General features: G+C 64.1%; 22 protein-coding genes, 6 pseudogenes and 1 riboswitch. Of the genes and pseudogenes, 16 read left to right on the top strand and 12 right to left on the bottom strand.

Features of this window, described 5'->3' with window-relative positions; translation table 11 throughout:
* The 3 genes and pseudogenes from G5575_RS22135 to G5575_RS05705 form a co-directional block, all read left to right on the top strand.
* Window positions 1-198 (top strand): annotated as a pseudogene (locus tag G5575_RS22135) (DUF6384 family protein); the annotation flags it as partial.
* Between the two features lie 16 nt (window positions 199-214).
* A complete protein-coding gene (locus tag G5575_RS05710) occupies window positions 215-949 on the top strand; it encodes a DUF6384 family protein (protein ID WP_164533444.1) in 735 nt (244 codons plus the stop codon).
* A complete protein-coding gene (locus G5575_RS05705; protein ID WP_164533443.1) occupies window positions 946-2487 on the top strand; it encodes a coiled-coil domain-containing protein in 1542 nt (513 codons plus the stop codon). Before G5575_RS05710 ends, G5575_RS05705 begins: the two co-directional genes overlap by 4 nt.
* A 120-nt stretch (window positions 2488-2607) precedes the next feature.
* Here the strand turns inward: G5575_RS05705 and G5575_RS05700 are convergent, their stop codons facing one another.
* Both G5575_RS05700 and G5575_RS05695 read right to left on the bottom strand, forming a co-directional pair.
* A complete protein-coding gene (locus G5575_RS05700) occupies window positions 2608-3009 on the bottom strand; it encodes a VOC family protein (protein ID WP_164533442.1) in 402 nt (133 codons plus the stop codon).
* A gap of 3 nt (window positions 3010-3012) precedes the next feature.
* Window positions 3013-3684: a response regulator gene (locus tag G5575_RS05695; RefSeq protein ID WP_164533441.1), complete on the bottom strand. Its 672-nt coding sequence runs from the start codon at window positions 3682-3684 to the stop codon at window positions 3013-3015.
* Between the two features lie 176 nt (window positions 3685-3860).
* Between G5575_RS05695 and G5575_RS05690 the strand changes: the two genes are divergently transcribed.
* From G5575_RS05690 to G5575_RS05670, 5 genes are all read left to right on the top strand, one after another.
* Complete coding sequence (locus tag G5575_RS05690; protein ID WP_164533440.1) at window positions 3861-5351, top strand: coiled-coil domain-containing protein; 1491 nt, start codon at window positions 3861-3863, stop codon at window positions 5349-5351.
* Window positions 5297-6208, top strand: coding sequence for a hypothetical protein (locus G5575_RS05685; protein WP_164533439.1), 912 nt, complete (start codon window positions 5297-5299; stop codon window positions 6206-6208). Before G5575_RS05690 ends, G5575_RS05685 begins: the two co-directional genes overlap by 55 nt.
* Complete coding sequence (locus tag G5575_RS05680) at window positions 6103-7404, top strand: SEL1-like repeat protein (protein WP_164533438.1); 1302 nt, start codon at window positions 6103-6105, stop codon at window positions 7402-7404. The genes G5575_RS05685 and G5575_RS05680 overlap by 106 nt, the downstream gene beginning before the upstream one ends.
* Window positions 7405-7500: 96 nt before the next feature.
* Window positions 7501-8418 carry a sulfite exporter TauE/SafE family protein gene (locus G5575_RS05675; protein WP_164533437.1) on the top strand — a complete coding sequence of 306 codons (918 nt, stop codon included), beginning with the start codon at window positions 7501-7503 and terminating at the stop codon, window positions 8416-8418.
* The gene (locus tag G5575_RS05670; RefSeq protein WP_164533436.1) at window positions 8415-9176 is read left to right on the top strand and encodes a TIGR02186 family protein; all 762 of its coding nucleotides are present in this window, start codon (window positions 8415-8417) and stop codon (window positions 9174-9176) included. Before G5575_RS05675 ends, G5575_RS05670 begins: the two co-directional genes overlap by 4 nt.
* On the opposite strand, the gene pdeM is transcribed toward G5575_RS05670, so the two are convergent.
* Entirely contained in the window at window positions 9173-9892 is a 720-nt protein-coding gene (gene pdeM, locus G5575_RS05665) for a ligase-associated DNA damage response endonuclease PdeM (protein WP_164533435.1), read from the bottom strand. The genes G5575_RS05670 and pdeM overlap by 4 nt on opposite strands.
* 36 nt (window positions 9893-9928) lie before the next feature.
* Window positions 9929-12425, bottom strand: a pseudogene (locus G5575_RS05660) (ligase-associated DNA damage response DEXH box helicase).
* A gap of 68 nt (window positions 12426-12493) precedes the next feature.
* Between G5575_RS05660 and G5575_RS05650 the strand changes: the two are divergent.
* The 3 genes from G5575_RS05650 to G5575_RS05640 all read left to right on the top strand — a co-directional run bounded on the left by G5575_RS05650 (window position 12494) and on the right by G5575_RS05640 (window position 13447).
* Complete coding sequence (locus G5575_RS05650; protein ID WP_164533434.1) at window positions 12494-12784, top strand: DUF6460 domain-containing protein; 291 nt, start codon at window positions 12494-12496, stop codon at window positions 12782-12784.
* Window positions 12781-13074 (top strand): hypothetical protein, encoded by a 294-nt coding sequence (locus G5575_RS05645; RefSeq protein WP_164533433.1) that lies wholly within the window; start codon window positions 12781-12783, stop codon window positions 13072-13074. Before G5575_RS05650 ends, G5575_RS05645 begins: the two co-directional genes overlap by 4 nt.
* 199 nt (window positions 13075-13273) lie before the next feature.
* The gene (locus tag G5575_RS05640; protein ID WP_164533432.1) at window positions 13274-13447 is read left to right on the top strand and encodes a nucleoside/nucleotide kinase family protein; all 174 of its coding nucleotides are present in this window, start codon (window positions 13274-13276) and stop codon (window positions 13445-13447) included.
* On the opposite strand, the pseudogene G5575_RS05635 reads toward G5575_RS05640, so the two are convergent.
* Together G5575_RS05635 and G5575_RS20105 are read right to left on the bottom strand one after the other, a co-directional pair.
* Window positions 13444-14473, bottom strand: a pseudogene (locus G5575_RS05635) (quinone-dependent dihydroorotate dehydrogenase). The gene G5575_RS05640 and the pseudogene G5575_RS05635 sit on opposite strands and share 4 nt — an antisense overlap.
* Window positions 14474-14544: 71 nt before the next feature.
* Window positions 14545-14901 carry a DUF952 domain-containing protein gene (locus tag G5575_RS20105; RefSeq protein WP_164533431.1) on the bottom strand — a complete coding sequence of 119 codons (357 nt, stop codon included), beginning with the start codon at window positions 14899-14901 and terminating at the stop codon, window positions 14545-14547.
* 122 nt (window positions 14902-15023) lie between these two features.
* Between G5575_RS20105 and G5575_RS05625 the strand changes: the two genes are divergently transcribed.
* Both G5575_RS05625 and G5575_RS05620 read left to right on the top strand, forming a co-directional pair.
* On the top strand, window positions 15024-15677 hold the full coding sequence (locus tag G5575_RS05625; protein ID WP_164533430.1) for a S24 family peptidase: 654 nt from the start codon (window positions 15024-15026) through the stop codon (window positions 15675-15677).
* The gene (locus G5575_RS05620; RefSeq protein ID WP_164533429.1) at window positions 15674-16003 is read left to right on the top strand and encodes a DUF2087 domain-containing protein; all 330 of its coding nucleotides are present in this window, start codon (window positions 15674-15676) and stop codon (window positions 16001-16003) included. The genes G5575_RS05625 and G5575_RS05620 overlap by 4 nt, the downstream gene beginning before the upstream one ends.
* A gap of 2 nt (window positions 16004-16005) precedes the next feature.
* On the opposite strand, the gene G5575_RS05615 is transcribed toward G5575_RS05620, so the two are convergent.
* The 4 genes and pseudogenes from G5575_RS05615 to G5575_RS05600 form a co-directional block, all read right to left on the bottom strand.
* Window positions 16006-16299 (bottom strand): sensor histidine kinase, encoded by a 294-nt coding sequence (locus G5575_RS05615; protein ID WP_328765909.1) that lies wholly within the window; start codon window positions 16297-16299, stop codon window positions 16006-16008.
* Between the two features lie 14 nt (window positions 16300-16313).
* A complete protein-coding gene (locus tag G5575_RS05610) occupies window positions 16314-16685 on the bottom strand; it encodes a histidine kinase dimerization/phosphoacceptor domain -containing protein (protein ID WP_164533428.1) in 372 nt (123 codons plus the stop codon).
* Window positions 16685-17041 carry a DUF4118 domain-containing protein gene (locus G5575_RS05605; protein WP_164533427.1) on the bottom strand — a complete coding sequence of 119 codons (357 nt, stop codon included), beginning with the start codon at window positions 17039-17041 and terminating at the stop codon, window positions 16685-16687. Before G5575_RS05605 ends, G5575_RS05610 begins: the two co-directional genes overlap by 1 nt.
* Window positions 17042-17118: 77 nt before the next feature.
* Window positions 17119-18716 (bottom strand): annotated as a pseudogene (locus G5575_RS05600) (lysine--tRNA ligase); the annotation flags it as partial.
* A gap of 195 nt (window positions 18717-18911) precedes the next feature.
* On the opposite strand from G5575_RS05600, the gene G5575_RS05595 reads away from it, so the two are divergent.
* Window positions 18912-19328 carry a tellurite resistance TerB family protein gene (locus tag G5575_RS05595; RefSeq protein WP_164533426.1) on the top strand — a complete coding sequence of 139 codons (417 nt, stop codon included), beginning with the start codon at window positions 18912-18914 and terminating at the stop codon, window positions 19326-19328.
* A 103-nt stretch (window positions 19329-19431) separates the two neighbouring features.
* Here G5575_RS05595 and G5575_RS05590 read toward each other — a convergent pair whose 3' ends face one another.
* On the bottom strand, window positions 19432-20223 hold the full coding sequence (locus tag G5575_RS05590) for a transporter substrate-binding domain-containing protein (RefSeq protein WP_164533425.1): 792 nt from the start codon (window positions 20221-20223) through the stop codon (window positions 19432-19434).
* Window positions 20224-20364: 141 nt separating this feature from the next.
* Window positions 20365-21575 (bottom strand): annotated as a pseudogene (gene metZ / locus G5575_RS05585) (O-succinylhomoserine sulfhydrylase).
* A 32-nt stretch (window positions 21576-21607) separates the two neighbouring features.
* Window positions 21608-21683, bottom strand: a riboswitch (SAM riboswitch).
* Window positions 21684-21758: 75 nt separating this feature from the next.
* Here metZ and G5575_RS05580 point away from each other — a divergent pair.
* Window positions 21759-22860 (top strand): annotated as a pseudogene (locus G5575_RS05580) (2'-deoxycytidine 5'-triphosphate deaminase).
* A gap of 17 nt (window positions 22861-22877) precedes the next feature.
* A complete protein-coding gene (locus tag G5575_RS05575) occupies window positions 22878-24065 on the top strand; it encodes a Kelch repeat-containing protein (protein WP_235935611.1) in 1188 nt (395 codons plus the stop codon).
* Window positions 24066-24146 lie beyond the last annotated feature (81 nt).

Below are 24146 nucleotides of genomic sequence, written 5' to 3'. Positions count from 1 at the left end.
ATGAGCACCGTGACGGCGAAATCCGCAGCACCCCTCGATGAAGTCATGCTGGCGATGGACGTGGTCGACACGCTCCGTCACCGGCAGGACCTGGTGACGCGCGAACTCGACGGCGCGGCGCGCGAAAAGCAGCTGATCGAGCGGTTGCGCTCGGTTTATCACCAGCAAGGCATTGAAGTGCCGGACCACATCCTCAAGGAGGGTGTGGCGGCGCTTGCCGAGGGCGCGGTTCAGCTACGACCCGCCTGCCCCGGGCTTTGGGACGACGCTGGCGCGGCTTTATGTGAGCCGCAAGCAATGGGGCGTGCCGTTCCTCGCCATTGCCGGCTTGCTGCTGGTCATCGGCTTTGGGTTTTTCGGCATCTACCAGCCGCTGGAGCGCGGCCAGGCAGAACAGGCGCGCATCGAGCTCAGCGAAGGCCTGCCGGGGCAGATGGACGCGCTCTACGAGACCATTTTCGACGAAACCAAGGTGCAGCAGGCCGTCACCCAGGCCGAGGCCCTGAGGACGCGCGGCAAGGCGCTTGCGGCCGAGGGCAATCGCAGTGCGGCCGAAGGCGTCGTCGCGCAGATGACCGAGCTGCGCGACCTGCTGCGCCAGCAATATACGCTGCGCATCGTCGGCGATCTCGATGGGCTTTCCGGCTTCTGGCGCTCGCCGTCCAACAATACCGATGCCACCAATTTCTACCTCGTGGTGGAAGCGCTCGACGAGAATGGCAATCCGGTCAAGTTGCCGGTGCTCAACGAAGAAACCAACCGCACCGACACGGTCTCGACCTGGGGCGTGCGCGTGCCGCCCGCTGTCTACGACAGCGTGGCGGCGGACAAGCGCGACGACGGCATCATCCAGGCCAATATCGTGGCCCGCAAGATCGACGGCTTTCTCGAGCCCGAATACCTGATGCCGGTTTCGGGCGGCGCCGTCACGGAATGGGAAAACCCATGAGCATTCGCGGACCGCATGCGTTGGCAAGCCTTGAAGAGGCAATGCGCGACATCCGCCGCGAGGAGGACGAGATCTCGCGCCGCGTCGCGCGCTCGGCTGAGCGGGTCACCAAGATCAAGGAAAGCGAGGCCGAGCTGTTCCGGCAGCTGGCAAAATTGCGGCTTGATCCCGCCGTGCAATCGCAGCTCGACGGGCAAATTTCGAGCGCCGAGATGCGCGCCCGCGACATGCTCAAGGGTCATGGACGCGATGTCGCGAAGGCCGAGGAAGCGATCAGCGATCTCGATCGCAAGCGCGCCGCGCTGGTGGAACGCCGGAGCGCGGCGCTGGCGCTTCTGGAAGACCGGCGCGCTTCGCTCAAGACGCTGACCACATCGCTCGCCGCGCAGCTGCGGTCCGACCCGCAGTTCCAGGCCAAGCGAGCGGAGACCGAAGAACTCGATCGCATTGCCGAACAATCGATGCGCAAGACTGAGCAGGTGGAAGCCGATCGCGAAGCCAAGGGCAAGCCTTATCGCGACGACCCGCTGTTCATGTATCTTTGGGACGCCGGCTATGGCACGTCGGCCTACAAGGCCGGCAATCTCACGCGCTATTTGGATGGGCTCGTTGCCAGCCTCGTCGGCTACCACAAGGCGCGGCCGAACTATGCCATGCTCAACGAAATCCCGTTGCGCCTGCGCGAGCATGCCGAGCAGCAGGAAGCCAATGTGCAGGCTGCGGAGGCCGAGCTCGTGGCGCTGGAAACGGCAGCCGTCGACACCGCCGGCGGCAAGCCCTTGCGCGATGCCATCGCGGTGACCGAAGGCGAGATCTCCAAGCTCGATGCCGAGATCGTCGCCTGCGAAGACCAGCGCGACCAGGCGGCGGCAGCGTTGCGTGCCTTGGCTGAGGGGCGCGACCCTGCCTTCGAGAGCGCGGCGGCGGAGCTTGCGGCAGCGCTTGGACGCGAAGACATCAAGACGCTTCTGGCCGAAGCGCGGCGGACGCGGACCGGGCAGGACGACACGATCGTTGCCCAGATCGACGATACCCGCACGCGATTGCGCGAGGAAGAAGTGGAAAGCCGCGACCAGCGCGAGCGCCTCAAGACACTGGCGGCGCGGCGGCGCGAGCTCGAAGACATCCAGTGGGAGTTCAAGAAGCAGCGCTTCGACGACCCGCAGTCCAGTTTTGGCGAAGACCGGCTTGTGGGTGACCTGCTCAACGATTTCCTGCGTGGCGGCATTTCGGCGGCGAGCTATTGGGACCAGTGGCGCAAGAGCCAAAACTGGGCACCGGGCAATGAATGGGGCGCCGGGTATCAGCGGACGCGGCAGCCGCGCAGCAACAGCCCTTGGGGCCCCTCCAACGGGGGCGGCATGAGCTGGCCCGACAGCAGCTTTGGCGGCGGCGGCAACAGCAAGCCCCGCGGCGGCGGGTTCGGTGGCGGCTGGGGCGGCGGTGCCGGCGGTGGCTTTTCCCGTCCGCGTACCGGCTCGATGGGCGGTGGCGGCAAGAAGGGCGGCGGCGGGTTCAAGACCGGCGGCGGGTTTTAAAGCAATCAATTACCACGCACCGGATGTCACCCCGGCGAAGGCCGGGGCCCAGCTTGAGAGCTCAGGATGGGCCCCGGGTCAGGCCCGGGGTGACAATCGAGTTCGTGGCGCTGACTGTGATCAGTTCACTACCGACTTGGTCGCCATCAATTCCCAGACATTGCCTTCGCTATCCTCGAAATAGGCGGAGTAGCCCCATTCGGACTCGGTACCCGGCGTGATGATGGCGCCGCCGGCGACGAGGACGCGGGAGAGGATGGTGTCGACTTCCTCGGCGCTTTCGGCGCGGTGGCTGAGGACGAAGCCGGGCGTGCCTTCAAGGCTTTCCGGCTTGCCTGCGGTGGCTGCGATCTGGTCGCGCGGGAACAGCACGAAGGAAAAGTCGTCATCGAAGAAGAAGGCGACGTGGTCTTCACCGGCGCCGATCTGGTCGTCGGCAATGTCGAACAGGGCGCGGTAGAAGGCGAAGGCGCGTTCGAGGTCGTCGACGCCGATGGTGATGATCGAGATGGATGGCTTCATCGCTCAGGCTTTTTCTGCGCCGGTGGAGAACAGGGCTTCGAACTGGCCTTCCTCGATGCGGGCAGCAGCGATCACCGCCTGGGTGCGGCTATCGACATCGAGCTTTTGCAGGATCGCCGAGACATGCGCCTTGACGGTGGCTTCCGAGATGGTGAGCTCATAGGCGATCTGCTTGTTCATCAGGCCATCGCTCAGCATCATCAAGACGCGCACCTGTTGCGGCGTGAGGGTCGCAAGGCGCTTCATCAGGCCCGATTGTTCATCCTCGCCGCCCAGCGTCGTGCCGGTGGGGACGAAAACCTCGCCCGACAGGACGGTTTCGATGGCGCGGCGGATTTCGGTGGGGCCGACGGACTTGTGCAAATACCCGGCAGCGCCAAGCTCGAAGGCGCGGCGTACGACCGTATTGTCCTCGACTGCCGAAATGATCATCACTGGGATGTCCGGATATTGCGCGCGCAGCAGCAAGAGCCCGGAAAACCCGCGGACGCCCGGCATATTGAGGTCGAGCAGCACCAGGTCGCAATCGCGATCGGCGTCGAGCGCAGCACTGAGGTTTTCAAGATCGCCCGCTTCCTCGACGCTGACGGTGGCGTCGCCGCCGGCAAGGGTCTGGCGCAGCGCAGCGCGGAACAAGGGATGGTCATCGACTATGATGATGCGGCGGCGGGTCATGAGCGGGCCTTTCGTCTTCCGGGCCGATATTAACCCGGAACTACAAGGCTTTCCGGCATTCGTGAATGCATATTGCGACAATGCTTAACGGGTTCTTTACCATAAGTTCGCCAGTGTGGCCCCTATACCTTCGTGCTGAATCACGAGGGGGCCGTCTTTTTTGACAGGGACCACACATGCCCCGCGCTTACCCTCAATCGGAAACTGCCGGCCTTTCCCGTGACCCGGCTGCGGGCGAGTGGCAAGCCTTGCGCGGCGAACTGGTCGCCCTGCTCGACAAGGTCGAAAGCCGCTATGCACCGGCGGAAGCAGAAGCGCCCGAGCCGGCGGTGAGCGCCCTCTCCCGTCGCATGCAGCATCTGCGCGACCAGGTGGAAGCGCCTGAACCGACGCTGCGCCGCCGCGAGGCGCTGCGCACCGTCAAGCGCGCGGTCGACCGCTTCAGCGAGCGCGATGACGACGAAGCGCCCGTGGTGGATGACCTCACGTCCGCCATTGCCGAAATCCGCAGCCGCCAGGGCGCCCCGGGGCAGCCGGCACCAATGCCGATGCGGCGCGTTAGCGATGGCGGTGAAATCCGCGAACTCAATGGCCTCGTCACCGGCATGACGCAGCGGCTGGAGCGCCTCGAGGGCGAGCTCAAGTCGCAGCGCAGCAATGCTGGCAGCGTGCGCGAGGTCGCAAGCCAGGTCGAGCAGCTGACGCAGGTCGTGGAACTGCTGGCTGGCGCCATCGGCGAAACCGGACAGGTCAAGCGCCTCGAAGGGCAGATCGCGGCGCTCAGCGTCATGATCGAACAGGCGCCCAAGACCGACCTTTCGGCCATCAACCAGCGGCTCGACGATGTGTCGGCGACCGTGGGCAAGCTTGCCGAGTTGCAGGCGCAGCAGATGGAGCGCGAAATCGGCCGCGAACAGCGCGCCATGCCCGAAATCGCCAAAATGGCCCCGGCCATGGAAGGCATCGAGGCAAGCGTACGCTCGGTCTATGACCGGATCGATGCGATCGAGCGCAATGTGGCGATGTCCTCGGTCGATTTCGAACGGCTGACCGGCGAGATGGCCGCCTTTACCCAGGCGATGAAGGACAATACCGCGGCGCCCAAGGCGCTGATCGGCCTTGTGGAAACCATGGCCGACCGTATCGAGGCCATCGAAGGCAATGCTGAGGTGCAGGCGCTCAAGGGCGAGATCGCCGGCTTGCGCGCTGCGGTGCTGCAGGGGATCGAACCGCGCTTCGTGCGGCTGGAAAACCAGATCGAGGCGCTGAGCGACCGCATCGTGCCGGTGGATACCAGCGTGGTCGAAAACCAGCTGACGGCGCTGATGGCACGGATGGACGATGCTGGTGCGCAGCTCGATGGGCTCGCACGGCTTTATAATTCAGGCGATGACCGGCCGGACTTTGAGTCGCTGGCCACGATGGTCGCGGAGCGCACCAGCGAAGCTGTGGCGCGCAAGGCGACCGCCCCGGTCGCCATGTTCGGCGCCGACAGCCTAAAGAGCATCGAAGACCGCATTACCGGGTTGATCAAATCGGCGGCAAGACGCCGGACTATGAAAGCCTTGCGGATCTCGTGGCGACCCGGACCTCCGAGGCGGTGGCGCGCTCGGTGCCGGCGACGCCGGACACGAACGGCAATATCGACGCGCTCGAAAAGCGCATGACCTCGCTGCTCAATACTGCCGGCAAGGATACGGCGGAACGCTTGACGCGGCTCGAGGCCATGCTCGCCGAGCGCAACGAGGCGCCTGCGCCGGTTCCGGCGCCCGCCAAGGCCGCAGCGCCAGAGCTAAAGGACGATGCGTTCGAGGCGGTGACGCAGCCGCGCCAGGGCGGCACCGACAAGCTTGACTCCATCCTCCAGACTCTGAGCAAGGGTCCGAGCGACGCCATGCCGGTCAATCCGGCCGATGAACATCCGCTGGTGGATCGCGGACCCAAGCCGATGGCTCAGGCTCCGAGCCGTACGCCAGCGCCGCGTGCGCCTGCGGCCTCGCCGGCAAAAGAAGTTGCGGTCCCGGTCATCGATCCGGAAAGCGTGCAGCGTCCGCCGCGCCCGCAGTCGAGCTTCGCCGAACCGGACAACAATCCCTTCTCCGAGCCGCCCCGTGCGCCGGCGCCAACGCCGGAAGCGGCCGTAGGCTCGACCAGCACCAGCACCTTCGTCGCCGCGGCTCGCCGCGCGCAGCGCGCCAAGCAGGAAGATGTCAAACCAGCCGCCGGCAGCACCTCGCTGATCGGGCGGGCGCTGGCCCGCGTGCGCCAGAACAAGACCGACAAGGTTGAGAATGCCGAAGAGGTGTCGCTCGACGCCATGCCCGTGGCGCCGGTTGCCAAGCCTGCGGAAAAGCCGAAAAAGAAAAGCCGGTCCGCGCCAAGCGCGAGCCGAAGGCTGCGGCCGCACCGGTTGCCGACATGCGTATGCCGATGCCGCAGGTGGCGCAGGAAAGCTTCCTCACCAAGCATCGCCGTCCGCTGCTATTGGCGGCAACGCTGGTCGCGGTGTCGCTCCTGGCGCTGAACCTCGTGTTGCAGCGCATAGACACCGTCGACCCGGCGCCTGCGCCAGAAGCCGCTGCCGTTCCGGAAGAAGCGCCGGCGGGTGATGTTTCGACGATCGCACCGCCACGCGTCATCGACATGGTCGATCCGACCGCTACCGGCTCGATCAATCCGGGCGCGCCGATGACGTTCAGCAAGCCCGCCGACGCCAAGATCACGGCGCCTACGGCCCCTGCCCTGCTGCCGGACGAAGCCCCGGTCGCGATCGCACCGGCAAGCCTTGGTGCGGCGCCTTCCTTACCCGACCTTACCCCGGTCGCTCCGCCAGAAGAGGCTGAGACTGCAGCCGTGGCCGAGCCTTTCGAACTTCCGGCAGAAGCCGTGGGCCCGCTGCCGCTGCGCGAGGCGGCTGCCAATGGCGACGCCAAGGCTCAGTTCGAAGTGGCGGCGATCCTCGGCGAAGGCCGTGCGGTCGAAAAGAACCCCGAAGAATCTGCCAAGTGGTACGAGCGCTCGGCTGCGCAGGGCTTTGTTCCGGCGCAATACCGCCTGGGCAATCTCTATGAGCTCGGCAGCGGCGTCGAAAAGGATCTCGAACAGGCCAAGCTCTGGTACCAGCGCAGCGCCGAAGCGGGCAATCGCATGGCCATGCACAATCTTGCCGCGCTCCATGCCGGTGGGCAGATGGGCGAACAGGAATTCGAGGTTGCCTCGGAATGGTTTGCCCGCGCCGCGGCCTTGGGCATGACCGACAGCCAGTTCAACCTGGGCATGCTTTATGCCCGCGGCCTTGGCGTGGAGCAGGATTTCGAGCAGTCCTACAAGTGGTTCTCGCTGGCAGCGCTCAGCGGCGACAAGGACGCAAAGCAGGCGCAGGACGACATTGCCAAGTCGCTCACCGCCGAAGCCGTCAGCCGCATCAATGACGAGGTCAATGCCTGGAAAATCGCGCCGGTCGATTTTGCTGCCAACTTCGCCCCGATCGGCACCTGGACCAAGGATTTCGCGCCGGGCGATGCGATCAGCAGCCGGGAAGTCGTTTCCAAGGTGCAGCAGGCGCTCAACAAGCTCGGCTTTGACCTCGGCACCCCCGATGGCGTCGCCGGCCCCAAGACGCGCGACGCGATCAGCGCCTTCGAGCGCAATACCGGCATGAGCGAAAGCGGCGCCGTCAATCCGCGGCTCCTGGCTGTGCTCGGAAGCCAACCGGTCTGATGGCCGGGAGAAAGATTTGACACTGCCATGGCCCGGACATAAGCCCGGGCCATACCTCTTTTCCGCTGTGGCGGGCTTTTACGGGACCTAAGGATCTTGCAGATCTATCTGCCGATCGCCGAGCTTTCCGTGAACCTCTTCTTTCTCGTGGGGATCGGAGGGGCGGTCGGTTTCCTGTCGGGCCTGTTCGGGGTCGGGGGCGGGTTCCTGTTGACGCCCTTGCTGATCTTTTCGGGCGTGCCGACCGCCGTGGCCGTCGCCTCGGTGACGGGGCAGGTCGTCGCCGCCTCGACCTCGGGTGCCTTGAGCCATTATCGGCGCGGCGGCATCGACCTTCATCTGGCCATGTATCTCGTGCTTTCGGGCGTGCTCGGTGCATTTGGCGGCGTCGCGACCTTTGCCGTATTGCGCGATGCGGGGCAGCTCGACCTCTTTATCTCGCTCGGCTTTCTTATCCTTCTGGGCTTTGTCGGCATCCTGATGCTGCAAGAAGCGGTGCGCGCCCTCCTCAAGCATCGGCAGGGCATCGTCGTGCGCGAGCGGCTGCCCAACCAGCATAGCTGGATCCATGGCCTGCCGTGGCGCGTGCGCTTCAAGAAATCGCGGCTCTATATCAGCGTCCTGCCCGTGCTCGCGATCGGGCTCTTTATCGGCTTTGTCGGCTCACTGCTCGGCATCGGCGGCGGCTTCATCATGGTGCCGGCGCTGGTCTACCTGCTGCGGGTGCCCGGCAATGTGGTGATTGGCACCTCGCTGGCGCAGGTCGTGGCGATGATGTCGGCGACGACGATCCTTCACGCCGTGCAGAGCCAGAGCGTCGACATCCTGCTTGCCTTCTGCCTTATGGTGGGTGGCGTTGCCGGTGCGCAATTCGGTGCCGCCGCGGGCAAGAACCTGCGCGGCGAACAATTGCGCGGGCTCCTCGCGCTCCTGATCCTCGCCGTCGCCATCCGCTTCGGCCTCTCGCTGGTGCTGGCGCCGGCGGATCCGTTCAGCATGGCCGTTACGCGATGACGAGGCTGCTGGCACTTTTTGCGGTGCTCCTCAGCTTCGCTCTGCCGGCGCAGGCGCAGCGGCTGATTTCGGGCGTTTCCAACGACACGGTGCAAATCACTTCGAGCTTTGATGGCGAGCGGCTGACCTTTTTCGGCACGATCGCGCCGGAAGCGGGCGCGACCGAGCAGACGGTCAGCGGCCCGTTCCAAGTGGTGATCGTCGTCCTCGGGCCGACGCAGGATCGGGTGGCGCGCGAGAAGACCAACAATTTCGGCATCTGGCTCAATACCGAACAGGTCGAATTCCGGCGTTTCCCGAGCTATTTTCACGTGCTCTCGAACAAGCGCCTGCTCGAGATCAGCGATATCGCGACGCTTAACGCCAATTACATCCTGCCCGAATCCTACGCCATGGCGCCAAACCCGGCCGGCTTCATGAAGACGCTCAATTTCGGGCGCGAGCTGATCCGGCTGATGTCTGAGGACGGGCTCTTCGGCGTACAGGAAACCGGCGTGCAGTTTATGTCGGACACGTTCTACACGGCGCAACTGACCCTTCCGAGCAGCGCGCCGCCGGGGCCCTACATCGCCCAGACCTATCTTTTCAAGAATGGTGAGTTGATTGCCCGCAAGTCCGAAGGCTTTGCGGTGCGCAAGATCGATTTCGAGCGCTTCCTCGCTCAGTCGGCAACGCAGTATCCACTGCTTTACGGCATTGCCTGCGTGATCCTCGCGCTCTTTACCGGTTGGCTGGGCGGCGTGATCTTCAAGCGCTAGCCGTTGACCAATCGCTTGGTGGGCACCGGATAGGTGGTCGGTCGCGGCCGGAGCATGGTGACTTCGAGCGCGGGCATGTGGAAGAGGCCGAAAAAGGCCGGCGACAGGATGTTGATATTGCCGGCGGAGCTGCCATAGGCGGGCAGGATCATCAGCCGGTTGTCATGGACGAAGCAGGGCTTGCGCGCGGTGCGGCCGTCCATGGCGATGCGCGCGGCCGGGTGAAGATGGCCGCTGACATGGCCCTTGGCGCCCTTGGAGGGGTGGTGGATGAAGGTCAGGCCCTCGACCTGTATTTCCGGCAGGCAGGTGCCGCCGATGCAGTGTGCGATCGGGTCGTGGTTGCCTGAAAGCCAGATGCATTCGACCGTGTCGCAGATCGTATCCAGCCGCAGCCGATCGGCCGGGGTGAGCAGCGAACTCGAGTCCGGACGATGAAAGGTATCGCCCAGCGACAAGAGGCGCTTCGCGCCGGTGCGACGGAGGTCCGTCTCGAGCCGGGTGATGGTCATCGCCGTGTCATAAGGCGGCAGCATCTGCCCCTTGCGGGCAAAGCTTGCCATCTTCTCGAAATGCAGGTCGGCGACAAGCAGGGTCGACTGCGCGCGCCAGAACAGGGCGCCCGACGGCAGCGGTTCGAAATTGTGGCCGGCAAAACGCAGCAAGACTGTTTCCGTGACGGGGGCCGAAAGGGCAGCGCTTTGCATATGGTTCATCGTGGTCCCGCCGAAAAGGCCTATCGGCCCGGCGGGTCACTTCTCGCCCAAAGCCTCGCGGATAAGCTCGTCTGCAGCTTCCGCCATAGCTGATTCGCGGCCTTCGCCATGAATGATCTCGCGGCCGATATCGAGGAGGATGGGCACGGCCAGGGGCGAGACACGCTCCAGCGGCTTATGGACGATGTGGTGCCGGATGCGCGTCAGCATCTGGCCCAAACGCCCGATATCGAGGAGCCCGCGGGCGGCATCGTGGCGCGTCGCCTGGATCAAAATGTGGTCGGGCTCATGGGCGTAAAGCACGTCGTAGATCAGATCTGAACTCATCGTGATCTGCCGACCGGTCTTCTCCTTGCCCGGATGGCGGCGCTCGATCAGCCCGGCGATGACGGCACAGTTGCGGAAGGTGCGCTTCATCAGCGCCGATTCATCGAGCCAGGATTCCAGATCGTCGCCGAGCATGTCTTCGTCGAAAAGCTCGTCGAGCGAGAGGCGGTCGGTACGGATCAGCGCCGAGAGGTTGCCCAGCCCCCAGATGGCCAGCGAATATTCGGAGGCGACAAAGCCGAGCGGGCGGGCGCGCATGCGCTCGAGCCGCCGGGTCAGCAGCATGCCCAGGGTCTGGTGCGCAAGCCGGCCTTCGAAGGGGTAGCAGACCATGTAGTACTGCGTGCCGCGCGGAAAGGTCTCGACCAGGAGACTATCGCGGCGCGGCATGACCGAGATGTCGCGTTGCAGCCGCAGCCAGTCGGAAACCTGGTCGGGCATTTTGCTCCACTCATCGGGAGAATCCATGATGCGGCGGACGCGCTCGGCCAGATAGGTCGACAGCGGAAAGCGGCTGCCGCCATAGGTCGGGATCTTGGGATCCTTGGAGAAGGCGCGCGACACATAGGCCTCGTTGTCCTTCATGCCCTCGAAGGCGACGATCTCGCCGCCGAAAATGAAAGTGTCGCCTATGGTCATCTGGCCGAAGAAGTATTCTTCCATTTCGCCGAGGACACGGCCGCCGGCACCGATCGGGCCCGTGGTGCGGCCGGTCTTTTGCCCCCTGCCCCGCACCAGGCGCACCTTGATCATCGGCTCTTCGACGATGGTGCCGATGTTGAGGCGGTATTGCTGGGCGACCTTGGGGTTGGCGATGCGCCACATCCCGTCCTCGGTCTGGCGCAGGCGGGCATAGCGTTCATAGGCCTGGAGCGCGTAGCCGCCGGTGGCAACGAATTCGAGCACGCGGTTGAACTGTCCGCGCGGCAGGTCGCGGAAGGGCCAGGCGCGGAGGACTTCAACATAGAGATCGTCGGCAAAGAAGGGCGCGGCGCAAGCCATGCCGCCGAGGACGTGCTGGGCCAGGACGTCATAGCCGCCGGGCTGGGGGTCTTCGCTATCCTGATGACCTTCGGCGACGGCTTCCACCGCCGCCTCGCATTCGAGCACTTCGAAGCGATTGGAGGGCACCAGCAGGGCCTTGGACGCATCATCGAGCCGGTGATTGGCGCGGCCGATGCGCTGCAGCATGCGCGAGGAGCCCTTGGGCGCGCCGATCTGGACCACGAGATCGACATCGCCCCAGTCGATGCCAAGATCGAGGGTCGAGGTGCAGACCACGGCCTTGAGCCGCCCGTCGGCCATCGCCGCCTCGACCTTGCGGCGCTGCTCGACCGAAAGCGAACCGTGGTGGAGGGCGATCGGCAACATTTCCTCGTTGATGTCCCACAGGCCGGAAAACAGCATTTCGGCCTGCGAGCGGGTGTTGACGAAGAGGAGCGTCGTCTTGTGGGCGCGGATGATGTCGAGCAGTTCATGGTGGGCGTACTTGGCCGAGTGCCCGGCCCAGGGCAGCCGCTCTTCGGTTTCGAGAATTGCCAATTCCGGTGGCGCGCCGCCGACCATGCGCAGGAGATCGGTGGGTCGGTCGAGGTTCGGTTGGGCGATCCATTCCTGCAAGAGATCGGGCCGGGCCACGGTGGCGCTGAGCGCGGTGATGCGCATTTCGGGCGCAAGGGTCGCGAGCCGCGCAAGGCCGAGCGAGAGCAGTTCGCCGCGCTTGTTGGTGACCAAGGCATGGAGTTCGTCCAGCACGACGCGGCGGAGGCTGCCGAACATCAGTTCTGCCTTGGGGTGGCTGATCAGGAGCGCAAGCTGCTCGGGCGTCGTCATCAGCACATGCGGCGGGCTGGTGCGCTGGCGCGCGCGCTTGGCAGCGGAGGTGTCGCCGGTGCGGGCTTCCACCTTGATCGGCAGTTTCATCTCGTCGATCGGCGTCGACAGATTGCGCTGCACGTCGACGGCGAGGGCCTTGAGGGGGAAATGTAGAGGGTGTGAAGGCCATCGAACTTGCCGTCGACCAGTTCGGTCAGCGTCGGAAGGAAACCGGCCAGGGTCTTGCCGGCGCCGGTGGGGGCAATCAGCAATTGCGAGGCGCCGCGCTGGTAGGACGCAAGGACGTCGAGCTGATGTTGGCGGGGGCCCAATTGCGGGTGGCGAACCAGTCGGCGATGACTTTTGGCAAGGATGCCGGCAAAGTTGACACGAGTGACCTACTGCAATTGCTCCGCAAGACTATATGATGGCGTGAACACTGCCAAACGGAGCGGACCGATGACAGAAGACTATAGGCCTCAGACTCGTTCCGGCGCCGAGCGCTTGTTTGGCGGACGGCCGAGCTCGGTGGTGATGCGCCTGGTGCTGATATCGCTCCTGGTCGGCTTCGTGATGTCGGTCTTTGGCTTCAATGCCAGCGACCTGCTGCGCGGCGCGGTGGATGCGGTGCGCGAGGCGCTACGGGATGGTGGCGGCATCGTCCGGCAGATCATCGGCTATGTTCTTGCCGGTGCAGCGGTCGTGGTGCCGATATGGCTCTTGATGCGCCTCGCGCGGGGTGGCCGATGAGCGTCTTGCGGCTGACGCCGGCCGAGGCTCTGGCGCGGCTGGTGCCGCATATTCTGCAGATGGAAAGTGCAGCCGGTGGGCAGCGGATCGCCATTGGCCTCGCGGGTGGCCCGGGGGTCGGCAAGTCGACGCTCGCGGCAGAGCTCGTCACTATGGTCAACGCGGTCAAGCCGGGCAGCGCGGCGCTGGTGCCGATGGATGGCTTTCACATCAAGCATGCCAAGCTCGAAGAGCTGGGGAGACCGACCGCAAAGGCGCGCCGCATACATTCGAGGGCGCGGAGTTCGTGAGCTTTCTCCACCACCTCAAGCGCGCCACCGAGCCGGTGAGCGGGCCGGGTTATAGCCGCAAGATCGAGGATACGGTCGAGGACGCCTTTACCGTGCAGCCGGAGGCACGGGCGCTGGTGGTCGAGGGCAATTACCTGTTGCTGACCGAAGGACCTGGGCGGGCGTACGGTCGCTGCTCGATTACGCAGTCTTCATCCACGTGCCGCGCGACATGGTCGAAGCGCGGCTTTTGCGCCGGCATGGGGAAGAAGGGCTTTTCACGGAAGAGCGCAACCGCGCCCATATCGCGCGCAACGACCTGCCCAATTACGAGCTGGTCGAAGGCTCGCGCGATCGGGCCGACGTGGTGATCGAGCTGGTGGTCGAGGCTTAGAGGCGCCCTTCGGCCCAGTCGTCCACCTTGGTGCCGACGAGCTCAGAAATATTACGTTTACCTTGCGCGCGGACGGCAGCGACGAGGCCGCGCTTGACGCGGTCGAGCAGGTCGAGGCCGCCAAAGACCAGGGCCGAGTAGAACTGGATGGCGTCAGCGCCGGCTTCGAACTTGGCGAGCGCGGTTTGCGGGGAATGGACGCCGCCGACGCCGACGATGGGCAAGCTGCCGACGCGCTGGCGCACTTGGGCAAGGCGCTGGGTAGAGAGCGCGAACAGTGGCTTGCCGGAGAGACCGCCGGTTTCGCTGGCATTTTCCATGCCCGAGACCGGATCGCGGCTGATCGTGGTGTTGGAAACGATAAGGCCATCGAGGTCGGTGTCGAGGATAACACGGGCCACGGCATCCATGCCGGCGAGGTCGAGATCGGGGGCGATCTTGAGGAGTACCGGGACGCGCGTCCTGGCCTTGGCGCGGGCGCTCAGCACTTCGCCCAAAAGCCGCCGCAGCGCTTCGTCGGCCTGGAGATTGCGCAGGCCGGGCGTATTGGGCGACGAGACGTTGACAGTGAGGTAATCGGCGAGGTCGGCGAAGCGCTGGACGCCCAGCACATAGTCGGCGACGAAATCGGTGCTGTCCTTGTTGGCGCCGATATTGACGCCGAGCGCCGCAGGCACGCGCAGGCCCTTGAGGCGTTCGAAGGCGGCATCGTGGCCCGCATTGTTGAAGCCCATGCGATTGATGACGCCTTCGGCCTCGGGGATGCGGAACAGGCGCGGCGGCGGCATTGCCCTGCTGCGGTCGCGGGGTGACGGTACCAATCTCGACCATGCCAAAACCCATCAGCGCCAGCTGGCGCGGCACTTCGGCATTCTTGTCGAAGCCCGCAGCCATGCCGACGGGATTGGCGAGATTGAGCCCGCAAAGCGTGGTCGCGAGTTCGGCTGCGTCCTTGTCCTGTTGGGTCGGCGCAAGGCCCAGTCGCAGGGCGCTGATGGTCGCGCCATGCGCCGTTTCGGGGTCCATGCGCAGGAGCGTGTCGCGCGTCAGCGATTGAAGACCCTGAAGGCGCAGCAGCGGAGCAAGGGCGGAAAGGATCACCGGACAGCCTCTGGCAGGGTGCAATTGCCCTCGGCATCGACATCGACGGATGCCTCCCACTCGACCGCCGTTAGCGGCAGCGGGCCGCCATAAAGATGCGGAAACATCTGGCCGCCGCGTGACGGCTCCCAGACCAGCTCGGGCAGGTCCGCCGTGCGGACGGCGAGGATCACGAGGCCGGACTGGCCCTTGAAGTGGAGACGGAGGGTTTCGGCGAGCTGGGCGGCGGTCGAGAAGTGAAGATAGCCATCTTCGGCATCGATCGGCATGCCATCATAGTGGCCGGAAAGCCTTGCCGGCGCGAAGGAAGCGGCCGTGGCAATCTTGTAGATGAGGTCTGGCGTTTCGGTCACGTGCGGCTCCCTGCTGTGCTGTTTGCGGTAAAGCGGAAGGAGGCGCTTTACAAGCGGGGATAGGGTGGATAGATTAGGACGATTTTCCTTAACTATGACTGATTTCCTTTCTGGTGAGATCCATGCTTTCGCATCGCGCCATCTGGGACGGTATTGACGGCATCGCCCGACGTCAGGGCGTGTCGGTGTCGGCGCTTGCAAAACTGGCGGGGCTCGATCCGACCGCGTTCAACGTTTCCAAGCGCGTCAGCAAGGATGGACGCGAGCGTTGGCCCTCGACCGAAAGCATTTCCAAGATTTTGGAAGCAACGGGCGAAAGCTTCGATAGCTTCATCGAGGGGACCGGCGCCTATATCCAGGCCCATGGCGGCTTTGGCGAAAGTTGGCGCACGGCGACGGTGCCGCTTCTGGGCCTGGCGCAGGCAGGTGCCGGCGGGTTCTTCGACAGTGCCGGTTTTCCGGTCGGCCAGGGCTGGGACGAAGTGGCCCTGCCTTCGCCCGAGGACAACGGCATTTATGCGCTCGAAATTACCGGCGACAGCATGGAGCCGCTTTATCGCGAAGGGGACCGGATCGTCGTTTCCCCCACCGAGCAGGTGCGGCGCGGCGACCGCGTCGTGGTCAAGACGCGCGATGGCGAGGTGATGGCCAAGATCCTCCATCGCCAATCGGCCAAGCAGATCGAATTGCGCTCCATCAACCCGGCCTATGAGCCGCGGCTGATCGATGTCGCCGATGTGGAATGGATGGCGCGGATCATCTGGGCCAGCCAATGAGCGCGGGCCCTGCTGCCAAACAGCTGGAGCGGGTGGCGCGATGCTTTAACGCCAAGGGACGGCTGCAGCGCTGGCCGTCCAAGCGCAGCGAGCAGGTTCTGGTGCTTTGGGTGATCTGGTCGCAATTGCCCGACGATGTGCAGATGAGCGAAAGCGAAGTCAGCGCCATGTTGCGCGGCTGGCACGACTATGAGGACTTTGCGCTGTTGCGGCGCGACCTCTGCGACCTTGATCTCCTGCGCCGCACGCCGGACGGCCGGATCTATCGCAAGATCGCCCATGACATGCCGGAGGAAGCGCGGCTGCTGGCGCAACGGTTCGGCTGACCTCAGGCCGCGGTTTTGGCGGCGCGCGGGTCAGCGGCCGGGAAGGTCAGCGTCGTCACGGCGCCGTCCTTGTTGTTGAAGCTCAGCGTGCCGTCGAGGGTTCGCGCAAAGCTCGAAAGCACGCGGAAGCCGAGGCGGTCGCTGCCCGCCGGATCAAAACCTTCGGGGAAGCCCGGTCCGGTATCGGTGGTGGTCAGGACATAGTCCGACCCCACCTGCTCGACACTGACGACGAAGCGCCCGTTGCCGCCAGGAAAGGCATGCTTGACGGCGTTGGTGGCCAGTTCGCTGAGGATCAGCGAGAGGGTGATCAGCCGATTGACGTCGAGACGCGCAATGCTGCTTTCGACAACGGTCTCGACCCCGGGCTGCCGGCGCTCTGGAAGACGTCGCGCAGCAGGTCGCCGAGATAGGCGTCGATCGCAAGATCGATATTGGTCGGGTCATAGAGCCGGCGATGGATGCGCGCCATGGAGTCGAGGCGCGTCGATGCGTCCTCGAAGGCCGAAACGGCGTCGGGCGTGCCGCGCACCCGGCGTTTGTGCATCGACAGCAGCGCGCCGATAAACGACATGTTGTTGGCGGTGCGGTGCTGGAGTTCCTCGAACAGCGCCTTCTGCTGGTCAAGCAGCGCCGCAGTGCGCTGTTGTTCGGCGACGAGGCGGCGAAGCGCGGTGTTCATCACATGGATGATGAGGATATCGGCGGTGAGAATGGCAACGAAAAGAGCACCGCAATGGCGCTCTGGCTATCGAGCGCGAAGGTGCCGGCGGGTGGAATGAACCAATACCAGGCAGAGAGGATCGAGAGGATTGCAACCACGATGCCAGGCCCCGTGCCGCAGAAGAAGGCGGTGAGGAGAACGGCGGGGAAAAAGGTCAGGTAGGGAAAGCCCGCGGGCAGCACGCCATTAAGGGCAAAGCGCACCGCAAGGGCGATGGCGAAGGCCATGATGGCGGTGGCATAGGCGATCGCCGGACGCTTGCGAAACCACTCGCCGTGGCTCAAGAGCGTCGCACCAAGACTTCCTTCAAGCACGACAAGTCCTCAAGGGCGCCAAGGCCCGGCCACATTGGGAAAACCAAAACCGGAGCAGTCGGCCCCGGCTTCCTCGATCAGGCCGACACCATCTTGCCGGCCAAGGCGTCGGCAATCAGCCGGCGCGTGTTGTCGATACCATAAAGCGAGGCGAAAGAGCCAAAGCGTGGGCCGCGTTCCTGGCCGATCAGCACCTGATAGAGCATCTGGAAGAAGTCGCCGGACACGCCCGGGCCGCCCGTCGGGCTCTTCTTGGTGTGGTCCTGATAGCGCTCGAAGGTGCGCGCGACATCGAGCGCAGCGTTCTGGATGTCTTCGTTGCTCGCGTCGGCCGGCAGTTCCGCAAAGCTGGCCGAAAGCGCTTCCAGCGCCCGGCGCTCGACATCGTCGGGCGCGCGATAGGTCTTCTTCACGAAATCGCGGAAGTAGCGCATGGCATAGCCGACCAGCGCATCAAGATGCGGGTGGGTCTTGGCCGAAACGCCGGGCGCATAGGCCGAAATATAGCCCCACATGACTTCGGGCGTTTCCGGGTTGGACGCCGTCGCGAGGTTGAGCAGCAGCGCGAAGGTGACCGGCATGTCGATCTTGGGCACATTGCCGTAATGGACATGGAAGGCCGGGTTTTCGAGGCGTGCAGCAGCGTCCTGGCGCTCATAGGCGGCAACGAAGCTGGCATATTCGTCGACGGCGCGGGGGATGACGTCGAAGTGGAGGCGCTTGGCGACGCGCGGCTTCTGGAACATGTAAAGGCCCAGGCTCTCGGTCGGCGCGTAGGTCAGCCATTCGTCGATGGTGAGGCCATTGCCTTTGGACTTCGAGATCTTCTGGCCTTCGCTGTCGAGGAACAACTCGTAGACGTAATGCTCGGGCGGGGTGCCACCGAGGATGGCGCAGATGCGGTCGTAGATCGTCTGGTTGGTCTGGTGATCCTTGCCGAACATTTCGAAATCGACGCCGAGCGCGGCCCAGCGCATGCCGAAGTCCGGCTTCCACTGCAGCTTCACATGGCCACCGGTGACCGGCACGGTGGTGTCGCGGCCATCTTCGTCGGCAAAGGTCACGGTGCCGTTCTTGGCGTCGACTTCCTTCATCGGCACATAGAGGACGCGGCCGGAAAGGGGGAGATGGGCAGGAAGGGCGAATAGGTCGCCTGCCGTTCGGCCCCCAGGGTCGGCAGCATCACGGCCATGATGTCGTCATAGCGCTCGGCCGCGAGCCGCAGCACGGTGTCGAACTTGCCGGACCGGTAATATTCAGTGGCGCTGGCGAATTCGTAGTCGAAGCCGAAGGTGTCGAGGAAGCGGCGCAGCATGGCGTTGTTGTGATCGCCAAAGCTTGGATACTCGTTGGTCCACGGGTCCGGCACCGCGGTCAGCGGCTTTTGCAGATGCGGCTCCATCGCCTCCTTGGAGGGAACGGTTTCCGGGATCTTGCGCATGCCGTCGAGATCGTCGGAAAAGCACAAAAGCCGCGTCGGGATCTGGTCGCGGGTCAGGAGACGAAAAGCCGTGCGCACCATGGTGGTGCGCGCCACTTCGCCGAAAGTGCCGATATGCGGCAGGCCCGAGGGGCCGTAGCCAGTTTCGAACAGCGCTTCGCCCTTGCCGGACTTTTCGAGCCGTTTTACGATCTTGCGCGCTTCTTCGAAGGGCCAGGCGCGGGCAGACTGCGCGGGCTCAAAAACGAAGGATCAAGCGGGGGCAAAGCGGCAGGCGACACGGGCACTAGGCCTTTCGGGACGGGCAGAGAGAGGACGGAAAGCGTCATGTGCACGGGAACGCCTACGGCGTCAATGTCGCAGGTGGGTTGCGTGCCGCGGCGTGGCTTCCTAACTTTCTCGCCAGTTCAACAATCGAGACCGAAACCCATGAGCACTGCTGCCCACGACGCCCTCATCGACCTGATGATCGTCGCCGCCACGTCCGACAGTGCCATCACGGAAAAGGAACTGGTGCGGATTTCGGCATTGGTCGACCGCTTGCCGGTGTTCGAGGGTTTCGATCGCAAGCGGCTCGAAGATGTCGCCAATGCCTGTGCCGACCGGCTCAACCAGATTGGGCTCGATGCGGTAGTGGATGCTGCCATCGACGCCCTGCCGGTCAAGCTGCAGGACACCGCCTATGCCGTGGCGGTCGAGGTCACGGCGGTGGACCTTTATCTCGAGCAGGAAGAGCTACGCTTCCTCGAACTGCTGCGCGACAAGCTGACGCTCGATCGCTTGACCACCGCGGCAATCGAAGTGGCAGCGCGGGCACGACATCGGAAGCTGCCGGTCGCCTCTTAGACCTCATGGTGAGCCTGTCGAACCACGAGGTCGCAGCCACCGAGTGCCCGACCTCGTCCTTCGACAGGCTCAGGATGAGGTCTTTGAAAGTCTCGCGGGTGCCTTAGTAAAACCCCACCGGAAACCAGCGCAGGTAGAGCTCGTCCAGCGCGCCGTTTTCCTCAAGGCGCACAAGCGCCCAGTCAATGGCGTGGCGGATGGGGTCATTGCCCGCCGGCACAGTGATGGTCAGGCCTTCGCCGAACAGGTTCGGGCGAAAATAGGCGTCGCCGGCAAAACCACAGCAGTTGAGATTGTCGTTGAGCCAGAAGGCGGCGCGCATGGCGTCGCCGAAATAAGCGTCGACGCTGCCGGTCTTGAGCGCTTCGAGGGCATCGAGCTCGCTGTCGAAGCCCACCTGTTCGACCTCGGGCAGGTAGCGGGTCATGAACTGGGCATGGGCACTACCAGTGCGGACGGCCACACGCTTGTCGGCCAAGCCGGGCAGCGAGAAGCCCTCGATAGCATCAGCCGCTGTGACGAAGCGTCCCGGCAGGGCCAGATAAACCGAGGAGAAATCAAAGCGCTCGCCGTTTTCCGGCGTCATGGCAAGGCCAGCGACCAGCGCATCGCCTTGGCTATCGGCCAAAGCATTGGCGGCCTGGTCCCAGGGCCAGGCCTGGATGGTGCAGGCCACGTCGACTTCGGCGCAAATCCGTCGGGCGAGATCGATGTTGAAGCCGATCAGCTCGCCATTGCTATCGCGAAAGTTGAAGGGCGGAAAATCCGGCGTGGTCAGGAAACGGATGGCCGGGACCTGATTGGCCGGCAGGATCTCGCGTGCGTCCGGGTCGGCATGTTGCGGCAGGAGCTGGGCAAATGCGGGGGTGGCGAAGGCGAGAAGCGCGAAAGCCAATGCGCGGCCCACCCCCACCCAACCTCCCCTGAAGGAGGGGGAGGAGCTGCATCGCGTTCTGGACGGTATCTAACCCAAGGCACGATCATGCTCCTCCCCGTCTTTCGGAGGAGGCGGGGTGGGGGTCTTTCCGCATCGCCCTCAAACCTTATCCAACCCGAACATCAGGTCGGCAATCAGATCGTCCGGATCCTCGAGCCCGACCGAGAGCCGCACCAGTCCAGGCGTGACGCCGATTTCCAGCCGCACGTCTTCGGTCAACCGGGCATGGGTGGTCGTGCGCGGATGGGTGATCAGCGATTTACTGTCGCCCAGGTTGTTGGAGATCAGAACCACGGCGAGGTTATCCGAAAGCGCGAAGGCGCCGTCCTGGCCGCCCTTGACGTCGATGGCCATGAGCGTCGAGCCGCGTGTCATCTGCCGCTTGGCGAGTTCGTATTGCGGGTGGCTCTGGTGATGCGGATAGATGACCCGGTTGACCTTGGGGTGGTCGGCGATCGCGGCCGCGACTTTTTCGGCACTGTCGGTCATGCGCTCGACGCGCAGCGCATAGGTCTCGAGACCCTTGAGCAGCACCCAGGCGTTGAAGGCGGAAAGCGTGGCGCCGGTCTGGCGCAGGAAAGTGTGGACGTCGCCTTCGATCAGGGCCTTGGATCCCAAGACAATGCCGCCGAGCACCCGGCCCTGGCCGTCGATATGCTTGGTGGCCGAATAGGTGACGAGATCGGCGCCGAGCTGGAGCGGCTTTTGGTAAAGCGCTGTCGAAAACACGTTGTCGACGATGAGCTTGGCGCCATGCGCGTGGGCGATGTCGGCGACGGCCTGGATATCGACGAGTTCGAGCGTCGGATTGGTCGGCGTCTCGATGAAGACGACCTTGGTATTGGGCTGCATGGCGCGGGCGAAGTTTTGCGGATCGCGACCGTCGACCAGTGTCGACTGGACGCCAAAACGCGGGGCATAATCTTCCACCACATAGCGGCAGCCGCCAAAGAGCGCGCCTGCGCGGCAACGATATGATCACCGGCGCGGACCTGGCTCATCACCGCATTGGTGACAGCGGCCATGCCCGAGGCAAAGGCGCGGGCCGCTTCGGCGCCTTCAAGCAGCGCCATGCGGTCCTGAAACATGTCGACGGTGGGATTGGCAAAGCGGGAATAGTTGTGGCCGCCGGGGATCTTGCCCTGAAACAGCAGTTCGGCATGTTCGGAGCTTGGATAGGAATAGCCCGAATTCAGAAACAGCGCTTCGCTGGTTTCGTTGAAATCGGTGCGCTTGCCGCCGCCATGGACGAGCTGGGTTGCCGGCGACAGCGTCTTGGGATCGCGCAGGGGATTGTCGTTCTTGGACATCGGGCTCTTCCAACAAAAAACCGGCACGCGAATGGCGGCCGGTTACGGTCTTTAGCGAAATCTTTTAAGTGGCTGCAAGCGACCGGCCAAATCGCCACTGGGCTGTGATGTAAGGGCAATTGGCGGTTGGCGTCAATTGCAGGGGTTGCTAGGGATAGCCAAGCGCGGGGTGGGACGTTTTTGATGACCAAGACTTGGCCCAAGGGCGTCTTTCCGGCGCGGTTGATCGAAAAGCTGCGGGCCGAGGGCGCGATCACGGCGCGGCCCTTCGATGCCGACCAAGTGCAGCCGGCGAGCCTCGACCTGCGACTGGGTAACACGGCCTATCGCGTGCGCTCGAGCTTTTGCCGGGACCATCGCATTCCGTCGCCGAGCGCATCGAGGCGCTTAAACTGCACGAGATCGACCTGACGCAGGGGGCGGTGCTGGAGCGCGGTTGCGTCTACCTCGTACCTCTCGAAGAAAGGCTCGACCTTCCCCTCGATGTCAGCGCTTCGGCCAATCCCAAGAGTTCGACTGGGCGGCTGGATGTCTTTACCCGCGTCATCGGCGATCGGGCGCGTGGCTTCGATCAGTTGCCGGCGGGCTATAAGGGGCCGCTTTATCTCGAAATCAGCCCGCGCACTTTTCCGGTCCTGGTGCGCAGCGGCTCGCGCTGAGCCAGATGCGGTTCCGGTCAGGAGACAGCCGCTTGAGTGTTGCAGAGCACCAGGCGCTGCATCAATCGGATACGCTGGTGATCGGCGGCGAGCAGCCGGTGGATCATGGCGTGGCGCTTTCGATCGACCTGCTCGGCCAGGGCCGCGACGGCCTTGTCGGCTTCCGCTCCAAGCGCCACACCGCAGTGGTCGACGTGGACAAAAAGGACGCGTTCGACGTTCTCGACTTCTGGGAACCGCTTTATTCCCGTGGCCGCAGCGAGCTGATCCTTGATCCGGATGAATTCTATATTCTCGTGAGCCTCGAGGCCGTGCATGTGCCGCCGAGCCATGCCGCTGAGATGGTGCCTTTCGACCCGCTCGTAGGGGAATTCCGCGTTCATTATGCCGGGTTCTTCGACCCGGGTTTTGGCCACTCCGCTGCGGGCGGCTTCGGCAGCCGGGCCGTGCTCGAAGTGCGCAGCCGCGAAGTGCCCTTCCTCCTCGGTCATGGCCAGATCATCGGGCGGCTGATCTTTGAAAAGCTCGCCGAAGCACCGGACCGCCTTTATGGCACCGCTTTCGGCTCCAATTATCAGGCGCAGACACTCAAGCTTTCGAAGCATTTCAAGGTGTTCGGCGGCTGATTTTTGGGGAGTGAAACATGACCGTGCCGGGCTTTTGCCGTAACGCTGTTTTCGTTTCGCTCCTGCTTGGCACTTTGACACTGCCGGCTTTGGCGCATGAAGTGGGCGCCTGGGCGGGGCTCAGCGATGCGCCGGCCGAACGCTCGGAAGTGGCGGTCGCCAGCATGGACGGCAAGGCCTATGTCGTCGGCGATTTCAATGGCGAAACCGACCTCATGATCTTCGACATGGCCACGGAAAGCTGGGCCATCGCCGCCCCGTTCCCCTACCCGGTGCACCACGCCGCTGCCGCTGCGCAAGGCGGATTGATCTACGTCTTTGGCGGCTATGTGAATGGCTGGGACGTTACCGGCGAAGTCTGGGCCTATGACCCGCAAAGCAATACCTGGACGCCGCGCGCTCCGATGCCGACACCGCGTGCCGCTGGCGCTGCAGCCACGATTGGCGGAAAAATCCACGTGGTGAGCGGCAGCGACGTCGAGCTCGTCAATAGCACCGCGCACGAAGTCTACGATCCGGCGAGCGACAGCTGGTCCATAGCCGCCCCGATCCCCACCCCGCGCGACCACCTTGCGGTCGGCGTCATCCACGGGCAGCTGATTGCCGCCGGCGGCAGGGTCAATGGCGATCCAGCGTTCAACCTCGCCGCAACCGAGGTGTTCGATCCGCAAAGCAACAGCTGGTCGAGCGGGGAGGACATGCCCACCGCCCGCAGCGGCACCGCATCGGCGGTGCTGGACGGCGCCATGTTCGTGATCGGTGGCGAAAGCCGGACCGAGGTCTTTGACGCCGTCGAGGCCTATATTCTGGCGAACGACACTTGGCAGCAGCATGCGCCGCTCCCGACCGCACGGCACGGCTTCGGCGCCGCGGCCTATGAAGACCGAATCTTCACGCTGCTCGGCTCCCCCAGCCCGGCGGCGACAGTTCAGCGCAGGTCGAGGTCTTCCGGCCCTGATCGGCTGCCCATCCGATTTCCAAGACTAGTATGGGATCGCGGCAGTTTTTTCGCGCCGCACAAGGCCCAAGACTTTTTAAATCAGCTGCGTGCAGCGCCCGCGCCGCGCTGGCAGTCTTGTAGTACAATTAGCAGCAAACGATCACGCGCCAAAAACTTGAATGGAAGATTGCCGCACCGATCCTGCACATGGCACCGCAATAGTAACGGGCCACTATATTTTTGCCCTCGCCAGCAAATCTGCTAATCGCCCTAGACGCCCCTCTTACGACTAAAGCACTATGCCACACCAAAATTTTCGAGAAAGTGCACACACCCTCTTGCGGCA

The sequence above is a fragment of the Devosia aurantiaca genome (assembly GCF_011058215.1).
Taxonomy (GTDB): Bacteria; Pseudomonadota; Alphaproteobacteria; order Rhizobiales; family Devosiaceae; genus Devosia; species Devosia aurantiaca.
Note: the sequence above shows the minus strand (reverse complement) of the source record. Positions and strands in the feature narration are given on the sequence as shown.

Coding starts and splice junctions, on each gene's coding strand:
- G5575_RS05670 (WP_164533436.1), top strand. CDS start 8,415: ATGACGAGGCTGCTGGCACTTTTTGCGGTGCTCCTCAGCTTCGCTCTG.
- pdeM (WP_164533435.1), bottom strand. CDS start 9,892: ATGAACCATATGCAAAGCGCTGCCCTTTCGGCCCCCGTCACGGAAACA.
- G5575_RS05690 (WP_164533440.1), top strand. CDS start 3,861: ATGCCCCGCGCTTACCCTCAATCGGAAACTGCCGGCCTTTCCCGTGAC.
- G5575_RS05620 (WP_164533429.1), top strand. CDS start 15,674: ATGAGCGCGGGCCCTGCTGCCAAACAGCTGGAGCGGGTGGCGCGATGC.
- G5575_RS05705 (WP_164533443.1), top strand. CDS start 946: ATGAGCATTCGCGGACCGCATGCGTTGGCAAGCCTTGAAGAGGCAATG.
- G5575_RS05680 (WP_164533438.1), top strand. CDS start 6,103: ATGCGTATGCCGATGCCGCAGGTGGCGCAGGAAAGCTTCCTCACCAAG.
- G5575_RS05650 (WP_164533434.1), top strand. CDS start 12,494: ATGACAGAAGACTATAGGCCTCAGACTCGTTCCGGCGCCGAGCGCTTG.
- G5575_RS05645 (WP_164533433.1), top strand. CDS start 12,781: ATGAGCGTCTTGCGGCTGACGCCGGCCGAGGCTCTGGCGCGGCTGGTG.
- G5575_RS05625 (WP_164533430.1), top strand. CDS start 15,024: ATGCTTTCGCATCGCGCCATCTGGGACGGTATTGACGGCATCGCCCGA.
- G5575_RS05595 (WP_164533426.1), top strand. CDS start 18,912: ATGAGCACTGCTGCCCACGACGCCCTCATCGACCTGATGATCGTCGCC.
- G5575_RS05610 (WP_164533428.1), bottom strand. CDS start 16,685: ATGAACACCGCGCTTCGCCGCCTCGTCGCCGAACAACAGCGCACTGCG.
- G5575_RS05700 (WP_164533442.1), bottom strand. CDS start 3,009: ATGAAGCCATCCATCTCGATCATCACCATCGGCGTCGACGACCTCGAA.
- G5575_RS05695 (WP_164533441.1), bottom strand. CDS start 3,684: ATGACCCGCCGCCGCATCATCATAGTCGATGACCATCCCTTGTTCCGC.
- G5575_RS05575 (WP_235935611.1), top strand. CDS start 22,878: ATGACCGTGCCGGGCTTTTGCCGTAACGCTGTTTTCGTTTCGCTCCTG.